The 16687-nt window shown below is 67.8% G+C and carries 11 protein-coding genes; 8 read left to right on the forward strand and 3 right to left on the reverse strand.

What is annotated here, in order from left to right; translation table 11 throughout:
* Window positions 1–245: 245 nt before the first annotated feature.
* Window positions 246–1103: a winged helix-turn-helix domain-containing protein gene (locus ACZ4Z5_RS19520; protein WP_468264371.1), complete on the reverse strand. Its 858-nt coding sequence runs from the start codon at window positions 1101–1103 to the stop codon at window positions 246–248.
* Window positions 1104–1281: 178 nt separating this feature from the next.
* On the opposite strand from ACZ4Z5_RS19520, the gene ACZ4Z5_RS19525 reads away from it, so the two are divergent.
* The 8 genes from ACZ4Z5_RS19525 (at window position 1282) to ACZ4Z5_RS19560 (ending at window position 8300) form a co-directional block, all read left to right on the forward strand.
* Complete coding sequence (locus ACZ4Z5_RS19525) at window positions 1282–1635, forward strand: SCO3933 family regulatory protein (RefSeq protein ID WP_468264373.1); 354 nt, start codon at window positions 1282–1284, stop codon at window positions 1633–1635.
* Window positions 1632–1823, forward strand: coding sequence for a hypothetical protein (locus tag ACZ4Z5_RS19530; RefSeq protein WP_468264375.1), 192 nt, complete (start codon window positions 1632–1634; stop codon window positions 1821–1823). The genes ACZ4Z5_RS19525 and ACZ4Z5_RS19530 overlap by 4 nt, the downstream gene beginning before the upstream one ends.
* A 1-nt stretch (window position 1824) precedes the next feature.
* Window positions 1825–3243, forward strand: a complete 1419-nt coding sequence (locus ACZ4Z5_RS19535; RefSeq protein WP_468264377.1) for an FtsK/SpoIIIE domain-containing protein — start codon at window positions 1825–1827, stop codon at window positions 3241–3243.
* 38 nt (window positions 3244–3281) lie between these two features.
* A complete protein-coding gene (locus ACZ4Z5_RS19540; RefSeq protein ID WP_468264379.1) occupies window positions 3282–4049 on the forward strand; it encodes a DUF2637 domain-containing protein in 768 nt (255 codons plus the stop codon).
* 148 nt (window positions 4050–4197) lie between these two features.
* Window positions 4198–5643, forward strand: coding sequence for a replication initiator (locus ACZ4Z5_RS19545; RefSeq protein WP_468264381.1), 1446 nt, complete (start codon window positions 4198–4200; stop codon window positions 5641–5643).
* On the forward strand, window positions 5643–5867 hold the full coding sequence (locus ACZ4Z5_RS19550; protein WP_383226487.1) for a helix-turn-helix domain-containing protein: 225 nt from the start codon (window positions 5643–5645) through the stop codon (window positions 5865–5867). Before ACZ4Z5_RS19545 ends, ACZ4Z5_RS19550 begins: the two co-directional genes overlap by 1 nt.
* Window positions 5867–7150 (forward strand): tyrosine-type recombinase/integrase, encoded by a 1284-nt coding sequence (locus tag ACZ4Z5_RS19555; RefSeq protein ID WP_383226485.1) that lies wholly within the window; start codon window positions 5867–5869, stop codon window positions 7148–7150. The genes ACZ4Z5_RS19550 and ACZ4Z5_RS19555 overlap by 1 nt, the downstream gene beginning before the upstream one ends.
* Before the next feature lie 74 nt (window positions 7151–7224).
* Window positions 7225–8300, forward strand: a protein-coding gene (locus ACZ4Z5_RS19560; RefSeq protein WP_468264383.1) for an IS630 family transposase whose coding sequence is annotated in 2 segments (ribosomal slippage) — window positions 7225–7693 and window positions 7693–8300 — 1077 coding nt in all. Because the reading frame shifts where the segments join, the coding sequence is not laid out codon by codon here.
* 251 nt (window positions 8301–8551) lie between these two features.
* On the opposite strand, the gene ACZ4Z5_RS19565 is transcribed toward ACZ4Z5_RS19560, so the two are convergent.
* Both ACZ4Z5_RS19565 and ACZ4Z5_RS19570 read right to left on the reverse strand, forming a co-directional pair.
* Window positions 8552–8941, reverse strand: coding sequence for a hypothetical protein (locus tag ACZ4Z5_RS19565; protein ID WP_383226482.1), 390 nt, complete (start codon window positions 8939–8941; stop codon window positions 8552–8554).
* A gap of 7 nt (window positions 8942–8948) precedes the next feature.
* Window positions 8949–16391, reverse strand: coding sequence for a polymorphic toxin-type HINT domain-containing protein (locus tag ACZ4Z5_RS19570; protein ID WP_468264385.1), 7443 nt, complete (start codon window positions 16389–16391; stop codon window positions 8949–8951).
* Window positions 16392–16687 lie beyond the last annotated feature (296 nt).

Genomic DNA, 16687 nt, shown 5'->3' on the forward strand with positions numbered 1-16687 from the left:
GTGCACGTCTCAGACTCCACGATCACCGTCGATCTGGATGGCCAGGTCCGGGTGATCCGGCGCACGACCGACGTCCCGGTCCGTAACGTGAAAGCGAACAAGCCCCACGGGGCTCCCTACGTTGTCTAGGCCCACCGTCAAGCATCACCTGGGACCAGAACGTCAGGCATCAGCTGGGATCCGACAACCCACGGGCCACAACCCACGGGCCACGGGCCGAGCTGTCAGCCTGGCCGTCAGGGGCCCTACTGCCGCCGCTTCTTCGACTCGGCCAGTGCGGCCTCCAGCTTCTCGCGTGGCGACATATCCGAGTCCGCATCGTCGTCGTGGATGTGTGGCAGGAACAGGCCGCGTCGGCTCTTCTCGCGTTTGATCTTCCGGCGCTCGTTGAAGACTCGCTGGTGCTCCTCGCGGATCGTGACCCATCGCCGGTCCAGCTCCGCTTCCCGTTCTAGCAGCTCGTCATCGCTGAGGTCGGCGAACTCGGCTGCGGCTGCGCTGGCCTCGCGGTCGACCTTCTCCCGCAGCAGGTAGTTGGTGATCGGCCCGTGATACTTGCCCGGCTCCGGAGCCGGGCGTACGAAGACGCCGCGCCCCTTGACCGCGTACACGAGTCCTGCCTGCTTGAGGCTCCGGTAGGCGTTCTGCGCGGTGGAGTTGGCGACTTGGAAACGCTCCTGGATCTCACGGGCGGGAGGTAGCTGAGAGCCGGGCGGATAGGTGCCTTCCTCGATCTCCCGACGGAGGATGTCGGCCACCTGAACGTACGGCGGGCGGCTGTCTTCGTTGCGGATGAGGTCGACCGGCCAGTCCGGGCCTTCGGACTCGGCGCCGCCGTGGTCGTCGGCTGGGCCAGCGCTCTGGTCGGCTGAGGCGCTGACGTAGCTGCCCCGACCGAGCTGGGAGTAGACGAGCCCTTCCTGCTTGAGCACGCGCAGGGCGTTCTGGACGGTGGAGCTGGAGACGCCGAACCGGTCCCGCAGCACGTTGGCCGAGGGCAGGCGCTCGCCGGGGCGGAACTCGCCGTTCAGGATCGCGTCCCGCAGAGCCTCGGCGGCCTGGAGATACGGCGGCCGGGAGTCCTCGTCCAAGGGCAGGGTCATGCCACCACGGTATCGCCAGCCAGCCATAGCGCTACAGGCACATCCACGTGTTCCCCGCTTGATCGCCTCACAACTTGATCGGCTTCACAATCTAATCGACCTTACAAGTTAAGCGATTATCTCCTTATGCTCCTGGTGGGCCGATCAAGCGGCTCCATCGATCAAGGGATGTGATGGCATGGCCATGTCTCGAATCCGGGTTGCTCTGCTGCCGTCGGCGGTGTGCATCGCGGGCACCGAGCCGGTGCTGAAGATCAAAGACCAGCAGACCGGGGAGGTCGCCACCGACCGGGAGACCGGCGCGTCGCTGTACACGGTGACCGTGATGCTCATGGAGGACGGCCGAGCCGAGGTCCTGAAGATCACGGTCCCGGAGTCCGGTCTGGCAGCCGGGCTGAAGCCGGGCGTGATGGTGCGGCCGGTGGAGCTGTTCGCGACCCCGTGGGCGCGGATCTTCAACGGGCAGCTCTCCGACGGCGTCGCCTACCGCGCCGCCCGCCTGGAACTGGTCGCGGCGGAGGCGGCCAAGTGACCGGCTTCGACAGCCAGGGGCCGCAGCGGAGGCTGCACGCGCTGCGCCCCTTGCCGGGCACCGAGGGCAAGGCGACGTTCGCCGCATCCGGTGCGGTGCTCGCCCGGCTCGGCCTGACCCCAGCGGAAGCGGCCGGGCTGGACCTGGCCGACATGCTCCGCCTGATATCCGAGACCGAGGGGGACTGACGTGGAGGACCTGACCGACCGCGCGCCGCAGGTGCTGCTGATCGTGGCCGTGCTGGCGGGCGTCTGGCTGTGCTGGGGCGTCGTGCGCTACGTGCGCGCCGACCGGGGCACGCGGGTCAGCATGCGGCAGGCCGTGCGGGTCCGCTGGGGCTGGGTACGGCTCGCTCGGATGGCCGGGCTGACGGTCACCGACAAGACCCCGGGCCTGATGGCACAGATCACCGCACAGAAGGACGGCCCCGCCCCCGCGCCCCGGGTGCTGACTCCGAAGATCAAGGTCAAGCCGGACCGGTTCGGCGTGATCGTACGGGCCAAGACCCTGCCGCAGGTCGGGCTGGAGGAGTACCAGAAGGCGGCACGGTTCCTGGCGGATGCCTGGCGGTGCACGCGGGTCTCCGTCCTACCGGACGGCCCCGGCAAGGTGGTGATCCGTGGCGTGCGCTCCGACCCTTTGACCACGCCGACCGAGCACCGGCCCACCGGCCGCCCGCCGGAGGACGTCGCGCGCTGGGAACTGGGCGTGGACGAGTACGCCGCACCGGTGTGCGTGTCCTTGGCGAACGTGCCGGGGGTGACCGTGGCCGGCACCCCCGGTGCGGGCAAGACCTCAACCCTCAACAAGTTCGTCTGTGACCTCGCGCCGTCGGCGGCCGTGCAGATCGTGGGCTTCGACGGGAAGGTATCGCGGGCCGAGGAAGGCGACTACGCGGACCTGGTCAAGCGGATGTTCGCGTTCTGCGGTGACGACCTGGACGAGGCCAACGCACTGTTCAAGCGCCTGGTGGCGCTGCGCCGTCGGCGGTCCTCGGTGATCCGTGACGTGCTTGGCGTGAAGAACATGTGGCACGTCGGCCCCTCGCGGCTGTGGCCGCTCACGGTGGTCCTCATCGACGAGGCGCACACGTTCTTCCGCGAGTACAAGGGCAGCGACGCCGAGACGAAACGTCTGGGCGCTCTGACGGCGGAGAACGCCCGGCTGGTGGAGGACCTGGTCAAGAAGGGCCGCAGCGTCGGCATCCTGACCATCCTGATCAGCCAGAAGACCACCGGCGACGCCATCCCGACCTTCATCCGCGACGTGTGCCCCATCGGCCTGTCCTTCGCGCAGAAGACCGTGGAAGCCGCGGTGGCAGCACTCGGCGACGACATCCGCAACTGGCCCGACGCCAGCCCGGTCACCTTGCAGGACCCCGCATACGTCGGGGTCGCGGTGATGGCAATGCAGGGCCGCCCCGGCTTCACCCGCATCCGCACCCCGTACGTCCCCGACGCCGACGCCGCCCGCATCGCGGAAGCCACCTCCCACCTGACCGCCGACCCCGCCCTGTGCCTGGACGTCCTCCTCGACACCACCGGCCACACGCCCCCCGGCGACGACGACGGGCCGGACGGTCCGGCCGTCTCCCTGTCCAAGCCCTGAACGCCCTGATCCCGACACTTTGAGAGGAGGTCCCGCGCATGGCGGAGGAACGGTTCACCCGGCGCACCGTGACCGTGGTGATGGCCGTGATCGCGGTCCTGGCCTTCGTCTTCTCCTTCGGCAACGTCTGGGCGCTCGCCCTGCGGCTCGGCGTGCCCCGCCTGATCGCGCCGCTGATCGCCCCCATGGTGGACCTGTCCGTCGTCGGCCTCCTGGTCGCGCTGCGGTTCCTGGCCCTGCGCGGCGTCCCCAAGGCGGAACTGAAGGCCGGCACCCGGCTGCTGCACCTGTGCGGGCTGCTCACCCTCGCGCTGAACACCGCCGAGCCCCTGCTGACCGGACGCTACGGACGGGCCTGCCTGGATACCGTCGCCCCGCTCCTGCTCCTGGGCTGGGGCCACGTCGGCCCCGCCTTCCTCGCCCACTTCCACACCGCCGCACACCCGGAGGACGCCAACACACCTACCCCAGCCCCCGCGCCCCTCGCTGAACCGGTGCCCACCACGGCGCCCGCTCCCGAGACCGCAACCCCGGCCCCTGAGCCGGTCCCCGCCGCGACACCTGCGCCGCCTCCGGCCGAAGCACCTCCCGTGATCGAGGTGCCCGACTCCGCCCCCGCCCCGGCTGTCGCCAAAGCGCCTGCCACGGGCTCCCGCCCCGCCCTGCCCGCCGCCCTGCTGAATGCGGCCCGGCGCATCGCGGACACCCACCACGCCGAGCACGGAACACCGGTCACCGCCGCCCAGCTCGCAACCCGCATGGGCGTCGCCCTGCCGGTGGCCACCGCCGCCCTCGCTCAGCTCTGAGCCACCCCGGCCACCGGCCGGATCACCTCCTGGAATCCACGCCCACCCGATGGGCCTGGTTCGTCATGCCCCGAGCAGCACCAACACGTCCACATTCATGGCCGGTTGCGGCTCGGGGCCCCACCCCGACAGAAGGGACACGCCCCGAATGGTCACCCTGGACCTGCGCCACGTGGCAAGCCCCGCCGTACGGGACCTGCTCTACCTCGTCAACCACCCCGACTTCGACCGCGCACAGCAGCAGATCGAACGCCTCGGCGGCTGCACCGAACCCGTCCGCCTGACCGGCCACACCGCCACCATTGACACCACGACCGGCGAGGTACTCCGCACCTACACCTCCTCCGCCGAGCCCACGGGCAGCCTGCTCACCGCCTGCGGCAACCGCCGCTCCTCCCGCTGCCCGGCCTGCTCCCGCATCTACGCCGCCGACACCTACCACCTCATCCGCGCCGGCCTCTCCGGCGGCAAGACCGTCCCCGACACCGTCCGCACCCACCCCCGCGTCTTCGCCACCCTCACCCCGCCATCCTTCGGCCCCGTCCACAACCGCCCCACCACCCCCGGCGGCGACATCCGTCCCTGCCGCTGCCGCAAGCTCCACGAACCCACGGACCCCCTGCTCGGAACGCCGCTCAATCCGGCGACGTACGACTACGCGGGCGCGGTCCTGTTCAACGCCCACGCCTCCACCCTGTGGGCCCGCTTCACCACCTACCTGCGCCGCGAGCTCGCCGCCCGACTCGGCATGACCCAGAAAGCCGCCCACGCAGTCCTGCGGGTCTCCTTCGCCAAGGTCGCCGAGTACCAGCAGCGCGGCCTGGTCCACTTCCACGCCGTCATCCGACTCGACGGCCCCGACGGCACCAGTCAGCCCCCGCCGCCGTACGCCAACGTCGCCGTGCTCACCGACGCCGTACGCGCCGCCGCCGCCCGGGTCCGCGTCACGGTCGAGTCAGATGCGGTCGGGGAACGCGAACTCGGCTGGGGCGAACAGCTCGACGTACGCGAGATCACGGCCTTCGGCGCGGACACAGAATTCAGTGATCAGGCCGTGGCCGCCTACGTGGCGAAGTACGCCACCAAGTCCGCCGACGCGTCCGGCACCCTCGACCGCGCCCTGTTCTGCCGCCCCTGCCAGGGACGCGGAGCCACCCTCCTGCCCCACGGCACCCCGCTCCCGTGCACCGCCTGCGACGGCACCGGGCAGGCCCGGCCGTTGCCGCGCCTCGCGGTCGCCCGACACGTGCGGCAGATGATCCGCACCTGCTGGGAGCTGGGCAAGCTGCCGGAGTTCGCCGATCTGAAGCTCTGGAAGTGGGCGCACATGCTCGGCTTCCGCGGCCACTTCTCCACCAAGTCCCGCAGCTACTCCACCACCCTCGGCGCGCTGCGCGCCGCCCGCCGCGCCTGGCGCACCGAACAGGCCCGCGCCCACGTCGGCCTGCCCGAGCCCGACCCGGACACCACCCTCGTCGTCGGCCACTGGGCCTACCTCGGCACCGGCTACCGCCCCGGCGCCGCACTCCTCGCCGCCGCCATCTGGCACCGCCGGGAACTGGAACGGCGGTTCATCGCCGAAGGGGGCTGCTGATGGCCCCGCCCCCGCCCATCGTCCTCCACTCGGGTGCGAGCCCGGAACTGGAGTTGCTGACGGTTCCGCAAGTGATGGCCCGCCTCCAACTCGGCCGCTCCGCCGTCTACGACCTGCTCCGCTCCGGCCAACTCACCTCGATCACCCTCGGCCGCGCCCGCCGCATCCCCACCCACGCCCTCACCGACTTCATCCGCACCCGACTCGAACAGGAAGCCGTCTGATGAGCACCCCGCGCCCCATCTCATCTCGCCGCAGCCGCTCCCGCGCCAATGGGGACGGAACCGTCTACCAGCGCAAGGACGGCCGCTGGGAAGCCGCCGGATACGTCCTCGCCCCCGGCAACACCCGAAAGCGCGTGCGCGTCTACGGCACCACCCGCAAGGAAGCGCTGACCAAGCTGACCGAGAAGATCGCCGCCAGCAACCTTGGCCTGCCCGTGGCGGCGGCCGACAGCACCGTCAGCGCGTACCTGACGTACTGGCTCAACGGCGTCGCCGTCCACCAGGTACGGGAGAACACCCACACCCGCTACGCCTCCTGCATCCGCCTCCACCTCATCCCCGGCCTCGGGGCCAAGAAGCTCGCCCGGCTCACCGCCCGCGACGTTCGCGCCTTCCTCGACGGACTCCGCACCACCTGCCAGTGCTGCACCCAGGGAAGGGACACGGTCCGGCGGCAGTGCTGCGCCATCGACCAGTGCTGCGACAAGCGGCTCTCCCCACTGACCGTGACCTACATCCACTCGGTCCTCAAGTCCGCCCTGGAACATGCCGTCCGCGAAGACGACCTGCCCCGCAACGTCGCCCGCAACATCAAGACCCCCGCACCTCGCCCTCGGCGCTTCAAGCCCTTCACCGCGAGCGAGGCCCGGCAGTTCCTGCACGCAGCCAGCGGTGACCGGCTACACGCGCTGTACGAACTCGCCCTGCGTACCGGGCTCCGCAAGGGCGAACTCCTCGGGCTGCACTGGGAAGACCTCGACCTCGACGGCGGCACCGCCAGCGTCCACCGCTCCCTCCAGCGCACCCGCACCGGCGGCCTGACCGTCCTGCACACCAAGACCCGTGCCTCTGAACGCCGCATCGCCCTCCCCACCGAATGCATCAACTCCCTCAAGATCCATCAGGAACGGCAGCTGGAAGAGCGAAGGGCCGCCGGAACGGGGTGGGCGGAGACCGGCCTCGTGTTCACCACCCCCACGGGCAACCCCCTCGACCCGACCAACCTCACGCGCCGCTTCCGTCGGCTCCTTCGTAGAGCAGGACTCCGGACCATCCGTTTCCACGACCTCAGGCACTCGACGGCAACCCTGCTCCTGGAGCAGGGCGTCGACCTCGTCGTCATCAAGGAACTCCTCGGCCACGCCCACATCGGCGTCACCGCCGGCGTCTACGCCCACGTCCGACTCCGCCTGCAACGCCAAGCCATCGACACCCTGGGCGAGGCACTCGGCCTGACCGACGACGACCCCAACGACCCACCCGCCGCAGCCGTCGTCCGCTGACGTTGCCGTCAGCGTTGCCGCTGAGGTTGAAAGGGTGGGGTGACAGCGGAGGTTGGCGGTGCTACGTCATCGTCATGAGGTATGCGGATGGTGGCGGTCTGACCGCTACGGGGCGGGCGAAGCGTGAAGCGCTGCGTTTCGAGGCCGCGGAGATGTTCGAGCAGGGGGTGCGGCCGCCGGAGGTGGCCCGCAGGTTACGGGTGTCGCGGAAGTCGGCGTACGCCTGGCACGCGGCCTGGCGGGAGGGCGGCAGAGCGGCTCTGGTGTCCAAGGGGCCTGGTGGCTTTCCGTGTCAGCTCAGCGATGACCAGGCGGAGCAACTGCAAGTCGAATTGGAGGCCGGACCGGCCGTGCACGGCTGGAGCGAGGACCAGCGCTGGACGCTGGCACGGGTGGCGGAGCTGATCCATCGCCTGTTCGGCTACCGGTACACCCCGCGCGGGGTGTCGTATCTGCTGCACCGGCTGGGCTGGTCACCGCAGGTGCCCGTCCACCGGGCCGTCGAGCGCGATGACGCGGCTGTGGAGCGGTGGCGGGAGGAGCAGTGGTCGCGGGTAAGAGGACGGCCCAGCTCCTGGGCGCGTGGATAGCCTTCGAGGACGAGGCCGGACAGGACCTGAAGCCCGGCAAGGGCCGGACCTGGTCGCGGCGGGGCAGGACGCCGCTGGTCAGGGTGACGGGCAAGGGTTCGGGCCGGGTCCTGATGGCCGGGATGGTCTGCGTCAGACCGGGCCGCGAGACCAGGCTGATCTACCGGACGCAGACGTACCGGGGCCGTACCGGCGGGAAGAAGGGCTTCCGGGCCCGCGAGTTCGCGGACCTGCTGACCTCTGCCCGGCGGCAGCTCGGCGGTGCCCCGCTGATCGTGGTGTGGGACAACGCCAGCACCCATCACGCCAAGTCCCTGCGGGAGTTCTGCGAACGCAACACCGACTGGCTGACCATCGTCAAGCTCCCGCCCTACGCGCCCGACCTCAACCCCGTCGAAGGCGTCTGGGCCCACCTGAAGAAGTCCCTGGCCAACCTCGCACCCCGCACGATCGACGACCTCACCCCACTCGTGAAGAACCGCCTGCGCGACATCCAACGCCGACCCAAGGTCCTCGACGGCTTCATCGCCGAGACCGGACTGGAAGTGCAGCCTCCCTAGCCCTGTCACCCCACCCTTTCAACCTCAGCGTCAACCAACCCAGAAGGGTCTGCCGGAAGTATCTCCGGCAGACCCTTCTTCGTTCATTGTTCTTCGATTGCTGATCTCGTCGATGCGCGAATTGGCCCGAGTCTGCGCACCCCAGCAGCGTGCGAATTCCCTCTCTGAACGACAACCCCCTGAGCAGTCACCAAGAAGTCGTCGTTCCAATCGCCGCTACCGCAACTCTGCCCGCAGATCAGGAGAGTCCACTACTTCTTCGAGACCATTGAAATCCCGCCCATTGCAAGGGAGAACATTCGAGCCAGAACCTTCCGTACATCCGGGTCTCGATCAAGCCGCTCCAACGATTCGTACCTCGCCGGATCGAGATCGATCGTGGCAACTCCCCCAGCATCTCCGTCTTCCACAGTCGAGAACAGGAGAAGGCATCGGTAGGCCCGCACCATTCCCCCCCTCTCTTCACGCATCAGCGACTGAAGGACGACGCTTCCTTCCTTGACCTGGCTGCGGAGTGCATCCACGGAGGTCCACCGAGTCGCCCAGCCTCGCTCCTCCGCCTCCAGTTGGATTTCGAGCAGCGTATCGAAACTGATCTGACACACCCGGAAGTCGGAGTCAGTCGCACGAATCACAGACATCGGAGCATCAGTCCTCACCCAAAACGTCGATACGGATTGGCGTGTCTGGGTCGATACGCCCGTCCTGAATTCTCCTTTGGAGCTCATCCCAGCGATGATGCCCTCCAAGGATGGTTCCTCCGCGCGAGACGGCTATCCCGTCCCCTTCTGCAGCTTTGTTGATCGAGTCCAGAAGCTCCTGGTCACTCAATTCCTCGTGATACCACTGCGATGCAGGATCCCGCGTTGACTGGCCCGGGGTGTATTTCTGAGCGACATCACCAGCGGTCTCTTGACGTGTCGCCCATCCACACCCCCCAGAATTGTGAACGAGAACCGGCGTGGCCCCCGCCAGCACATAGTACGTGTGCAGGTCGGCGACGGTCAGGTTGTACGTGACCTGGTGGGCGCTGTAGCTGCGGGTAACCGTGAGCTTCACGGTTGATCCGTTGTCCGTGCGGAGGCTCATGCCCGGCTTCAGGTCGCCGGCTTCGATCCAGCGGTGTTCGGATTCGGACCAGAAGGGGTGGTGATCTGTGGCAGTCAGGGTCGGGGAGCGGTCTCCGGCGGCGATGGTGAGTTCGACGTATGCCTTGTCGTCCTCAGTAATGATCACCGCTGTGGTCTTCTTGACCTCGGTTTTCCCGGTTTCCGGGTCGGTGGCGACGACCTCGTCTCCGACTTCGAGCTCTTCGATCGGCTTGGTTGATCCGTCGGCCATGAGCACCTTTGTGCCAGCGACGAAACTGTCACGCCTGACACATTCGGAGGCGACAGAATGCCAGCCCTTTCGGTCAGGGTTCTTGAACAGCTTCCGCAGCCACTTGGGGCCTTTTCGGATTGCCTGGCCGACGTCGCCCGCCAGCGGCACGAAGGCGAAGGCACTCCAGGCGGCCTCACTCCAGTTGCCCTCGTACGCGTAGGCTGCCGCGTTCCCAATATCGGAGAGCATGCCGGCGCCAGGGATCACACCGATGAGATCGAGAACCCCGTGGAGCGCCTCCATCGCACTTATCTGGGCAGCCAGACCTCCGTCGTGTTGTTTGGCGGCCTTGGAGTAGCCCCCGGTGCAGCCCATGGCGTTGGACGCCCTTGTGCAGGACTGCAGGCCACTATTTCCGTAGCTCCATTCCCGGATCGTCACCGTGTGGTTGACGGAATCCTCGATCTTCTGGCTTCCGTCGTCGTAAGTGATCGTCTCCTTACCGCCGTCGTATTCATGGCAGTCCGGAGTGCACGGGCCGGCATAAAGGCCCGATGGGTCGCTGAAGGAGATCGGGTTGCCGTAGGCGTAGGTGTACCCGTTCATCTGAAGCGGGTCCGCGATGTCGAGGATCGGGTCGGCCGACAGGAACCGGCCGGTCGTCGGGTCGTACTCGCGGGCGCCCAGGTGGACAAGGCCGGTGCTGGTGTCGTCGTCACCGCCGATGTAGGAGCGATGCGAGCGCCAGGCGCTGGGGGCTTCGCCGCGTTTGACGCCGAACGGGTCGGTCGTGTCGAACTTCACGGCGTTGCCGGCGGTCAGCGTCACGTTGGCGTAGGCGGTGCCGTTGTGGTCGGCGACCTGGACCGACAGTTCGGGCGTCCCGGTGCCGAGGACGTGGCGCATCACGGTGGGTGCGCCGGGCTGGGCGTAGTAGCGCTCTGTGTAGGACAGTGCTCCGCTCGCCGAGGTGGCGACCGTGGTGTCACCCAGGTAGAGGGTGTGCTCGCTTGCGCTCACGGCCATGAGGCGCTGGCCTGCGCCGTCGTAGATGTAGGTCGTCTCGTTCGACGGGGTCCAGGACTGGGCCGCACCGCTGGTGTCGCAAGTGCCCAGCTGGAGGTCCGTACCGTTGGTGGAGTTGCCGCCGGGGACCACCAGGCACTTGCCGGAGGAGACGTGCTTGAGCTTGTGACCCGTGGCGACCGGCATCCACTTCTGGTCTTCGTCACCCGTGCAGGTACCGATGACGACAGGAGTTCCGTCGGCCGTGCCGCCGTCCTTCGGGATCACGCAGTGGCCCAGGATCTTCAGCGATCCCTTGGAGGCATCCGTGTTGGAGGCCGGGTCGATACGCAGCTGCTGGGCCTTGGAGCCGTTGCAGGAGTACAGCTGGAGCGGAGTGCCCGCCGCGGTCGAACCTGACGACAGGTCGAGGCATTTGCCGGCCAGACCCAGCCAGGCTCCCGCACCGTTGTCACCGAAACCGGTGACCTTCTCGACCTGGCCGTCCCACGTCCACGTCAACGTCTGACCGTCGGCGCCGAACACACGGGAGGTCGTGTTACCGGCCGCGTCGTAGGTGAGAGTGGTGTCCGGGGCGATCTGGGGCGCGGGCGCGCCGTCCGCGGTCGTGGTCGTCTTCGTCGACGTCAGGGTGTGGGGCTGGAGGATCGGCCCGGTTTCGTTCTCCTTCTTGCCGTAGGTGTAGGTCGTGGTGGCGTGCTTGCTGGAGTCCAGAGCGGGGTCGTACTCGGTGAGCTTGGTTCGGTTGCCGAGCTTGTCGAACTCGTACTTCTTCCAGTAGCCGTTGTGGGCCGCGGTGACGTTTGTGGTGCCGTCTGCGTACTTCGGCTCCGCAGTGGACTTGTTGGCCATCTGGCAGGAGCTCGGTGCGGTCCACGCTTCCGCCAGCTGGCCGAGCACGTCGTAGGTGAAGCACTGCTGGTCGGTGACCGAGTCGTGCGTGTCCCTGATTGAGGTGGCGTTGCCCGCGTTGTCGTACTTGTAGGTGCGGTTGTTGACGCGATGGCCGAGCACCGTCGTGGTGTCGCTGATCGACTCCCGGTCGACGAGGCTCTGCGTCAGCCGGCCGGTCTTCTGGTCGAAGAGGTTGGTGGTCCACACCCGGTGGGGCAGCTCACCGCTGACGGTTCGCAGCACTTGACCGTGGGTGCTGTAGCTCGTCTCGGCGGTGTACCAGTCCAGGCCCGACGTCGAGACCGGAAGGCCGTCCTTGTTGTACCGGGTGACGACCTTTTCCTGGCCAAGGGCACCAGCCGCCGGGACGGTCGCCGACTTCAGCAGGCCCGTCTTGCTGTACTCGTACGAGTAGCTGTAAGTCTCCGCCAGACCATAGGAGGAGGCGATGGACGCCGGCAGCGTGACCTTCTTGCCCGTGGGCTGGTAGTCGTTGGTATAGCCGGTAACGGTGCTGGTGTACGCGAGCCCGTCGGTGTAGCGGGTGGCGGTGGCCGGGAGGCCGACCGCGCCGAGGACGGTGTCGTAAGTGTTGGACTGCAGCAGCGTGCCGGTCGAGGAGTTCAGCCGCTGCTCGGTGATCCGGTCGAGCTTGTCGTATCCGGTCCACACCGTCGTGCCGCGCGCGTCGGTGGTGGTGACGGGACGGTTCAACGCGTCGTACGTCGTGGTGGTGGTACCGGTGTCCGGGTCGATCGCCGAGACCTGCCGGCCGCGAGCGTCGTAGGCCCATGACCAGGCGTTGCCGTTGGGGTCCTTCGCCTTCACCCTGTCGCCGCGGACGTCGTACTCGTACGTCGTCGACCGAAAGGCCTCACGCGCTGTGTCGGTGAATGTGTCCAGGCGGACTACGCGGCCGAGGGCGTCCGTATAGCTGCGCTGCGAGGCCGCACCCGTCGGCTTGATCACCGTGGAGTAGTCGTAGCCGTACTCGTACCGCGTGGATCTGTCAGGTTTTGCGGTGCCGTCCTCGATCGGAGTCTCCGACAGCACCCGTCCCAGGCCGTCGTACGCGTAGTACGTCGCGTTCGGCACGTTGAAGTCCGAGTCCTTCTCGAACATCACCTTTTGCGGCTCGCCTGTGGCGTAGTACGCGTTGTTCGTCCGCTCGATTGTGCCGTTGGCGCTGTAGAGAGTGTCCGTAATCAGACGCCCCTCGCCCACTGCGCCAGTCTGCTTCTGCCGCTCGCGGCCCAGACCGTCGTAGAAGACGACGGAGTCGCTGTAGGTACCGTCGTCACCGAGAGTGGAACTGACTACCGAGACCGGCTCATTGGGCACGACGTTGTACGTGAACTTGACGGACGGGTCCTGAGTTGTGGGCTGGGAAGTTGTCCACCCCTTCGTGATCCGGCCCAGCGCGTCGTACTCGGCCGTGGTCGCACGCCCGTTGGCATCGGCTTCCCTGAGCACGACACCACGGCCCGGCTCGACGTCCTTCGTCGAGGACTGGGCGAGGGCGTTCGTGGAGGTGACCTCATACGCCTGGCCTGTGGAGGGGGTATAGGTAGTGGTGTCCCGGTTGCCGACGGCGTCGGTCGTGGACGTGGGCCGGCCGTAGGAGTCGTGGGTGACCGTGGCGCCGGGAGTCCAGCTGCCGCCGCTGCCGCTGATGTCCCACGTGGACGTGGCCAGGCCCACGGTCGGGGTCGCGCCGAATGCTCCGCCGTCGTAGGCGACGCGCGATCCGGACATCCAGGCGGATGCGGGAGCCGTGGCCGCGTCGGCGCATGTGCCGGCGGTGGTCAGGGTCTCCTTGGCGAGGCCGATCAGGTGGCCGGCTGTGTTGTGGACGTAGGACATGACGGAGCAGGACTCGTCGCCCGTCTTGCCGGTGTCCCCCAGGTCCTCGACCTTGACCGGGAGGCCGTATGCCGGCTCGTACGTCGTGTCGGTTTTCGTCGTACGGGAGTTGCGGGAATCGTCGCCCGTGCCGGAGGACTGGGCAACCGAGATGGAGTAGTCCTCCTGGACCCGATACGCCTTCAGCGGGGGAACTCCGAGGTCACGGGTGCGCGAGGCGAGCTCCGTGTACGTCGGGTAGTCGACGTCACGGGTGAGGAGGGTTCCGCCGTCCTTGGTGTAGGTGAGGGTTTCCGCCACCCTGCCCTGGAGGGCGAAGCCGTCCCGGGCGATCTCCTGGCTGTCAGCGTCGAGCACCGTGACGTTGCGGGTGCTGCCGTCCGGCAGCGGCTCGCCGTCCATGCCTCGGAAGTAACGGGTCTCGCTCATGGAGCGCTGGGACTGGCGGTACTCCGTCGAGGAGTCGGCGCCCTTCTTCGTGCGGACGAGCCCGAAGCCGCGCCACTGGTCGTAGGTGCGTGTCTTCTTCTTGGAGAACTCTGCCTGGTTCAGTGCCCAGGCGCCGCCGCCGACGTACTCGTACGACGTGGAGACGGGCTCCACTCCCTTGACGCCGGGCAGCTCCTGGACGTTCTCGACGACGTACTTGTTGAACCAGTCGATGTTCTCGTCGGACTTGTCCGGGTCGGGATGCCAGTAGGCGGGGAAGCAGAGCCCCGTGTTCTCGTGGGGATTCGGGGATCCCGTGCCGGTGGCGCAGGCGCCGGTGCGGTCCTTGTAGTCGACCTTGGTTTCGCCGCCGTACTCGTTGACAATCCGCTCGATGCGCAGCCGGTCGAACGTCGGGTTGGGGTCGTTCGCCCCCTCCTTGACGCGGTTGGGCATCGGGGTGATGTTCGGGATGAACGTCACCGGGCGAAGACTGACGGTCTTCCCATCGGTGCCGTAGCCCTTGCGAGTGATGGAGTCGAGCCACAGGGCCGTACCCTCGTCAGTGCGCTCGGCCGGAAGCGACTGTCCGAGGACCCACTCGTCCACCAGTGAGAGTGCCGTGGAGCCCTCGGTTCGCTGAACCTGTGTGGTCACCGACGCCAGGCGCTTGCGCGACCAGAACGTCGGAACGGCAACGAAGCACTCCTTGCCCGAGGCGCCCGAGCAGTAGAGGTCGGCCGGCGTGTCGTACCAGATGCGGTTCTTCGCCCAGTCGCCGGAAGTGAAGTTGCTGTCGTCGCAGGTGAGGGACCCCTCGGCGAAGCAGCGTTCCTGGAGGTTGAAGTTGACCCGTGCGATCGGGTCGGCGCTGAACAGCGTGTTCTGCTGCTGGCCGTAGTCGATGCGCTTGAGGTAGCCGTCGCGGTGGTACGAGACCGGCGTCTTGAACTTGAGGTTCTGCGCGTAGTAGTTGGTGACGCGGCCCCACCACAGGGACATGGCGTTCCCCTGCGGGTCCACGACGTAGTCGAGGTTCCAACGCCAGGCCTGCTTGCAGAAGGAGTCCGTGAAGGCGGCGTTGTAACAGGGCTCGCCGGACTGGTTGCCGGAGACCGGCACGGTGAGGACCGAGTTGGTCACCGGGTCGTCGGGGTCGCCGCCGTGGTCGCTCCAGCCGGGGAGCCGGTGTCGGCCGAAGTAGTACTGCGTGCCGTTCCGGGTGGTGACGCGCCAGTACTCCCCGTCGTTGTCACCGTTGTTGAAATTGGTGTCCCGAAGGAGTTCGACGCGCGAACCGTCGCCGTTGGCGGTCACCCATTCGTCACCGAAGGGCGAGGACGCGTCGTCCAGGACGAGCTCGGTGGTCGTTCCGCCCAGCGTGAGGGTCGCGTTGTACGAACCCCAGCACAGGTCGCCTGTCTTGCGGTTGGCATTGTTCGCGGAGTTCTCGCGGTCGTCCCGGCACGCGCGGTACGTACGGGTGATGGAGCCCGGGTTGTACTCCCAGCCGTCACCGATCCACGAGGCCTGGTTGTTCGTCGCCGAGGTACGGCCGTCGACGACCTGCGAGTTGTACCCGAACCCGATGTTCGGCGACGGGCCGCCCGGCACGCTCGGCACCTGGAGGTTGTAGGTGTACGTGAAGGAGCCGGACTGGTTGCCGGCCGCCCAGGAACCCGCGCTCACCAGTGGGGTGGCCGAGAAGTCGCCCTTGGCGCCACTGCCGGACGAGGTCGCGACCATCACCGAAGAGCCCGAACCCGCGGAGGTCGCGACGGCCGAGGTCTGGAAGGAGGACGGCCGGTACACCGCATCGGTGACCGTGCCGCTGCTCGTCGCGGACGAGGGCGTGACCGGCGGGTCGGTGGGGTCGGTGAGGGCCTCGACGGGAATCGTCGCCTCGACCTGACGTTCACCGTCGAGCACGCCGTCGCCCTGCGTGTCGCCGGGCTTCGCCGTGACGACGTTCTGGGTGTCGACCTCGGTCGGCTCGGAGCAGCCCTCGACTTCCGGGGTGGACAGGAAGCACGCCGGGTACTTCACGAACTGGAGGCGGTCGGCCCAGTTGGCGCCGTACAGCTCGGCGAACTGGGTGTAGTCCAGCACGATCTTGGCGTTGCCGGTCGCCGTGTCCGGCGGGGTGACCGTGAAGACCACGCCTTCGATATCACGATCGGCCAGGTCTGCCTGGTCGGCCAGGGCGACCTGCCAGTCGCCCTCGAGCGCGTCGGCCTCTGTGGCTGTTGCGTTCTCGGGTGCACCGACCTCGATGGGCAGGGAGCCGACCGGGACCGTCTCGCCCGCGGTCAGATCCGTCACGGGCTGCGTGGCCGATGCGCCTGCGGGGGCAGCCGTCTTGGTCGGCTCGTACTCGTCGGCCGGAGGAACCTCGCTCGTCGTCATGTCGGCGAGGCCGCCGCCGTCCGTGCCCACCGCGGGGGTGGTGGCGGGGAGGTCGACGAGGTCGAGAGCGACGCGGTCGCTGTCCGGCGGCGCGGCGTAGGCGCCCGGCAGCAGTCCCACTGTCAGTGCGACGGCAACCGATGTGATCACACCGGCACGGGCCCGCGCTCTTCTGCGCCGTTCGGCCCGCGTGCCGGGCACGCTACCCCGGCCGCTCCACGAAAGCGATCCCCACACGACGGCCGAAGCCCCCCACAGTTGTTCCACTTCAGACGCCGTAGGGCTCTCACCTGCAGGCTCTGGCTCGATTTGACGGGGTGATGCTCAGCCATCGCTTCACGTTCCGTCAAATGTGCATAAACATCAGTGATTTCCGTCACGGATCATTCAGGCCTAGATCAAACGGACTGACATCAGAGCGGGATGGATTGACACCTCACCCATCA

Source organism: Streptomyces sp. NPDC030222 (assembly GCF_055573115.1).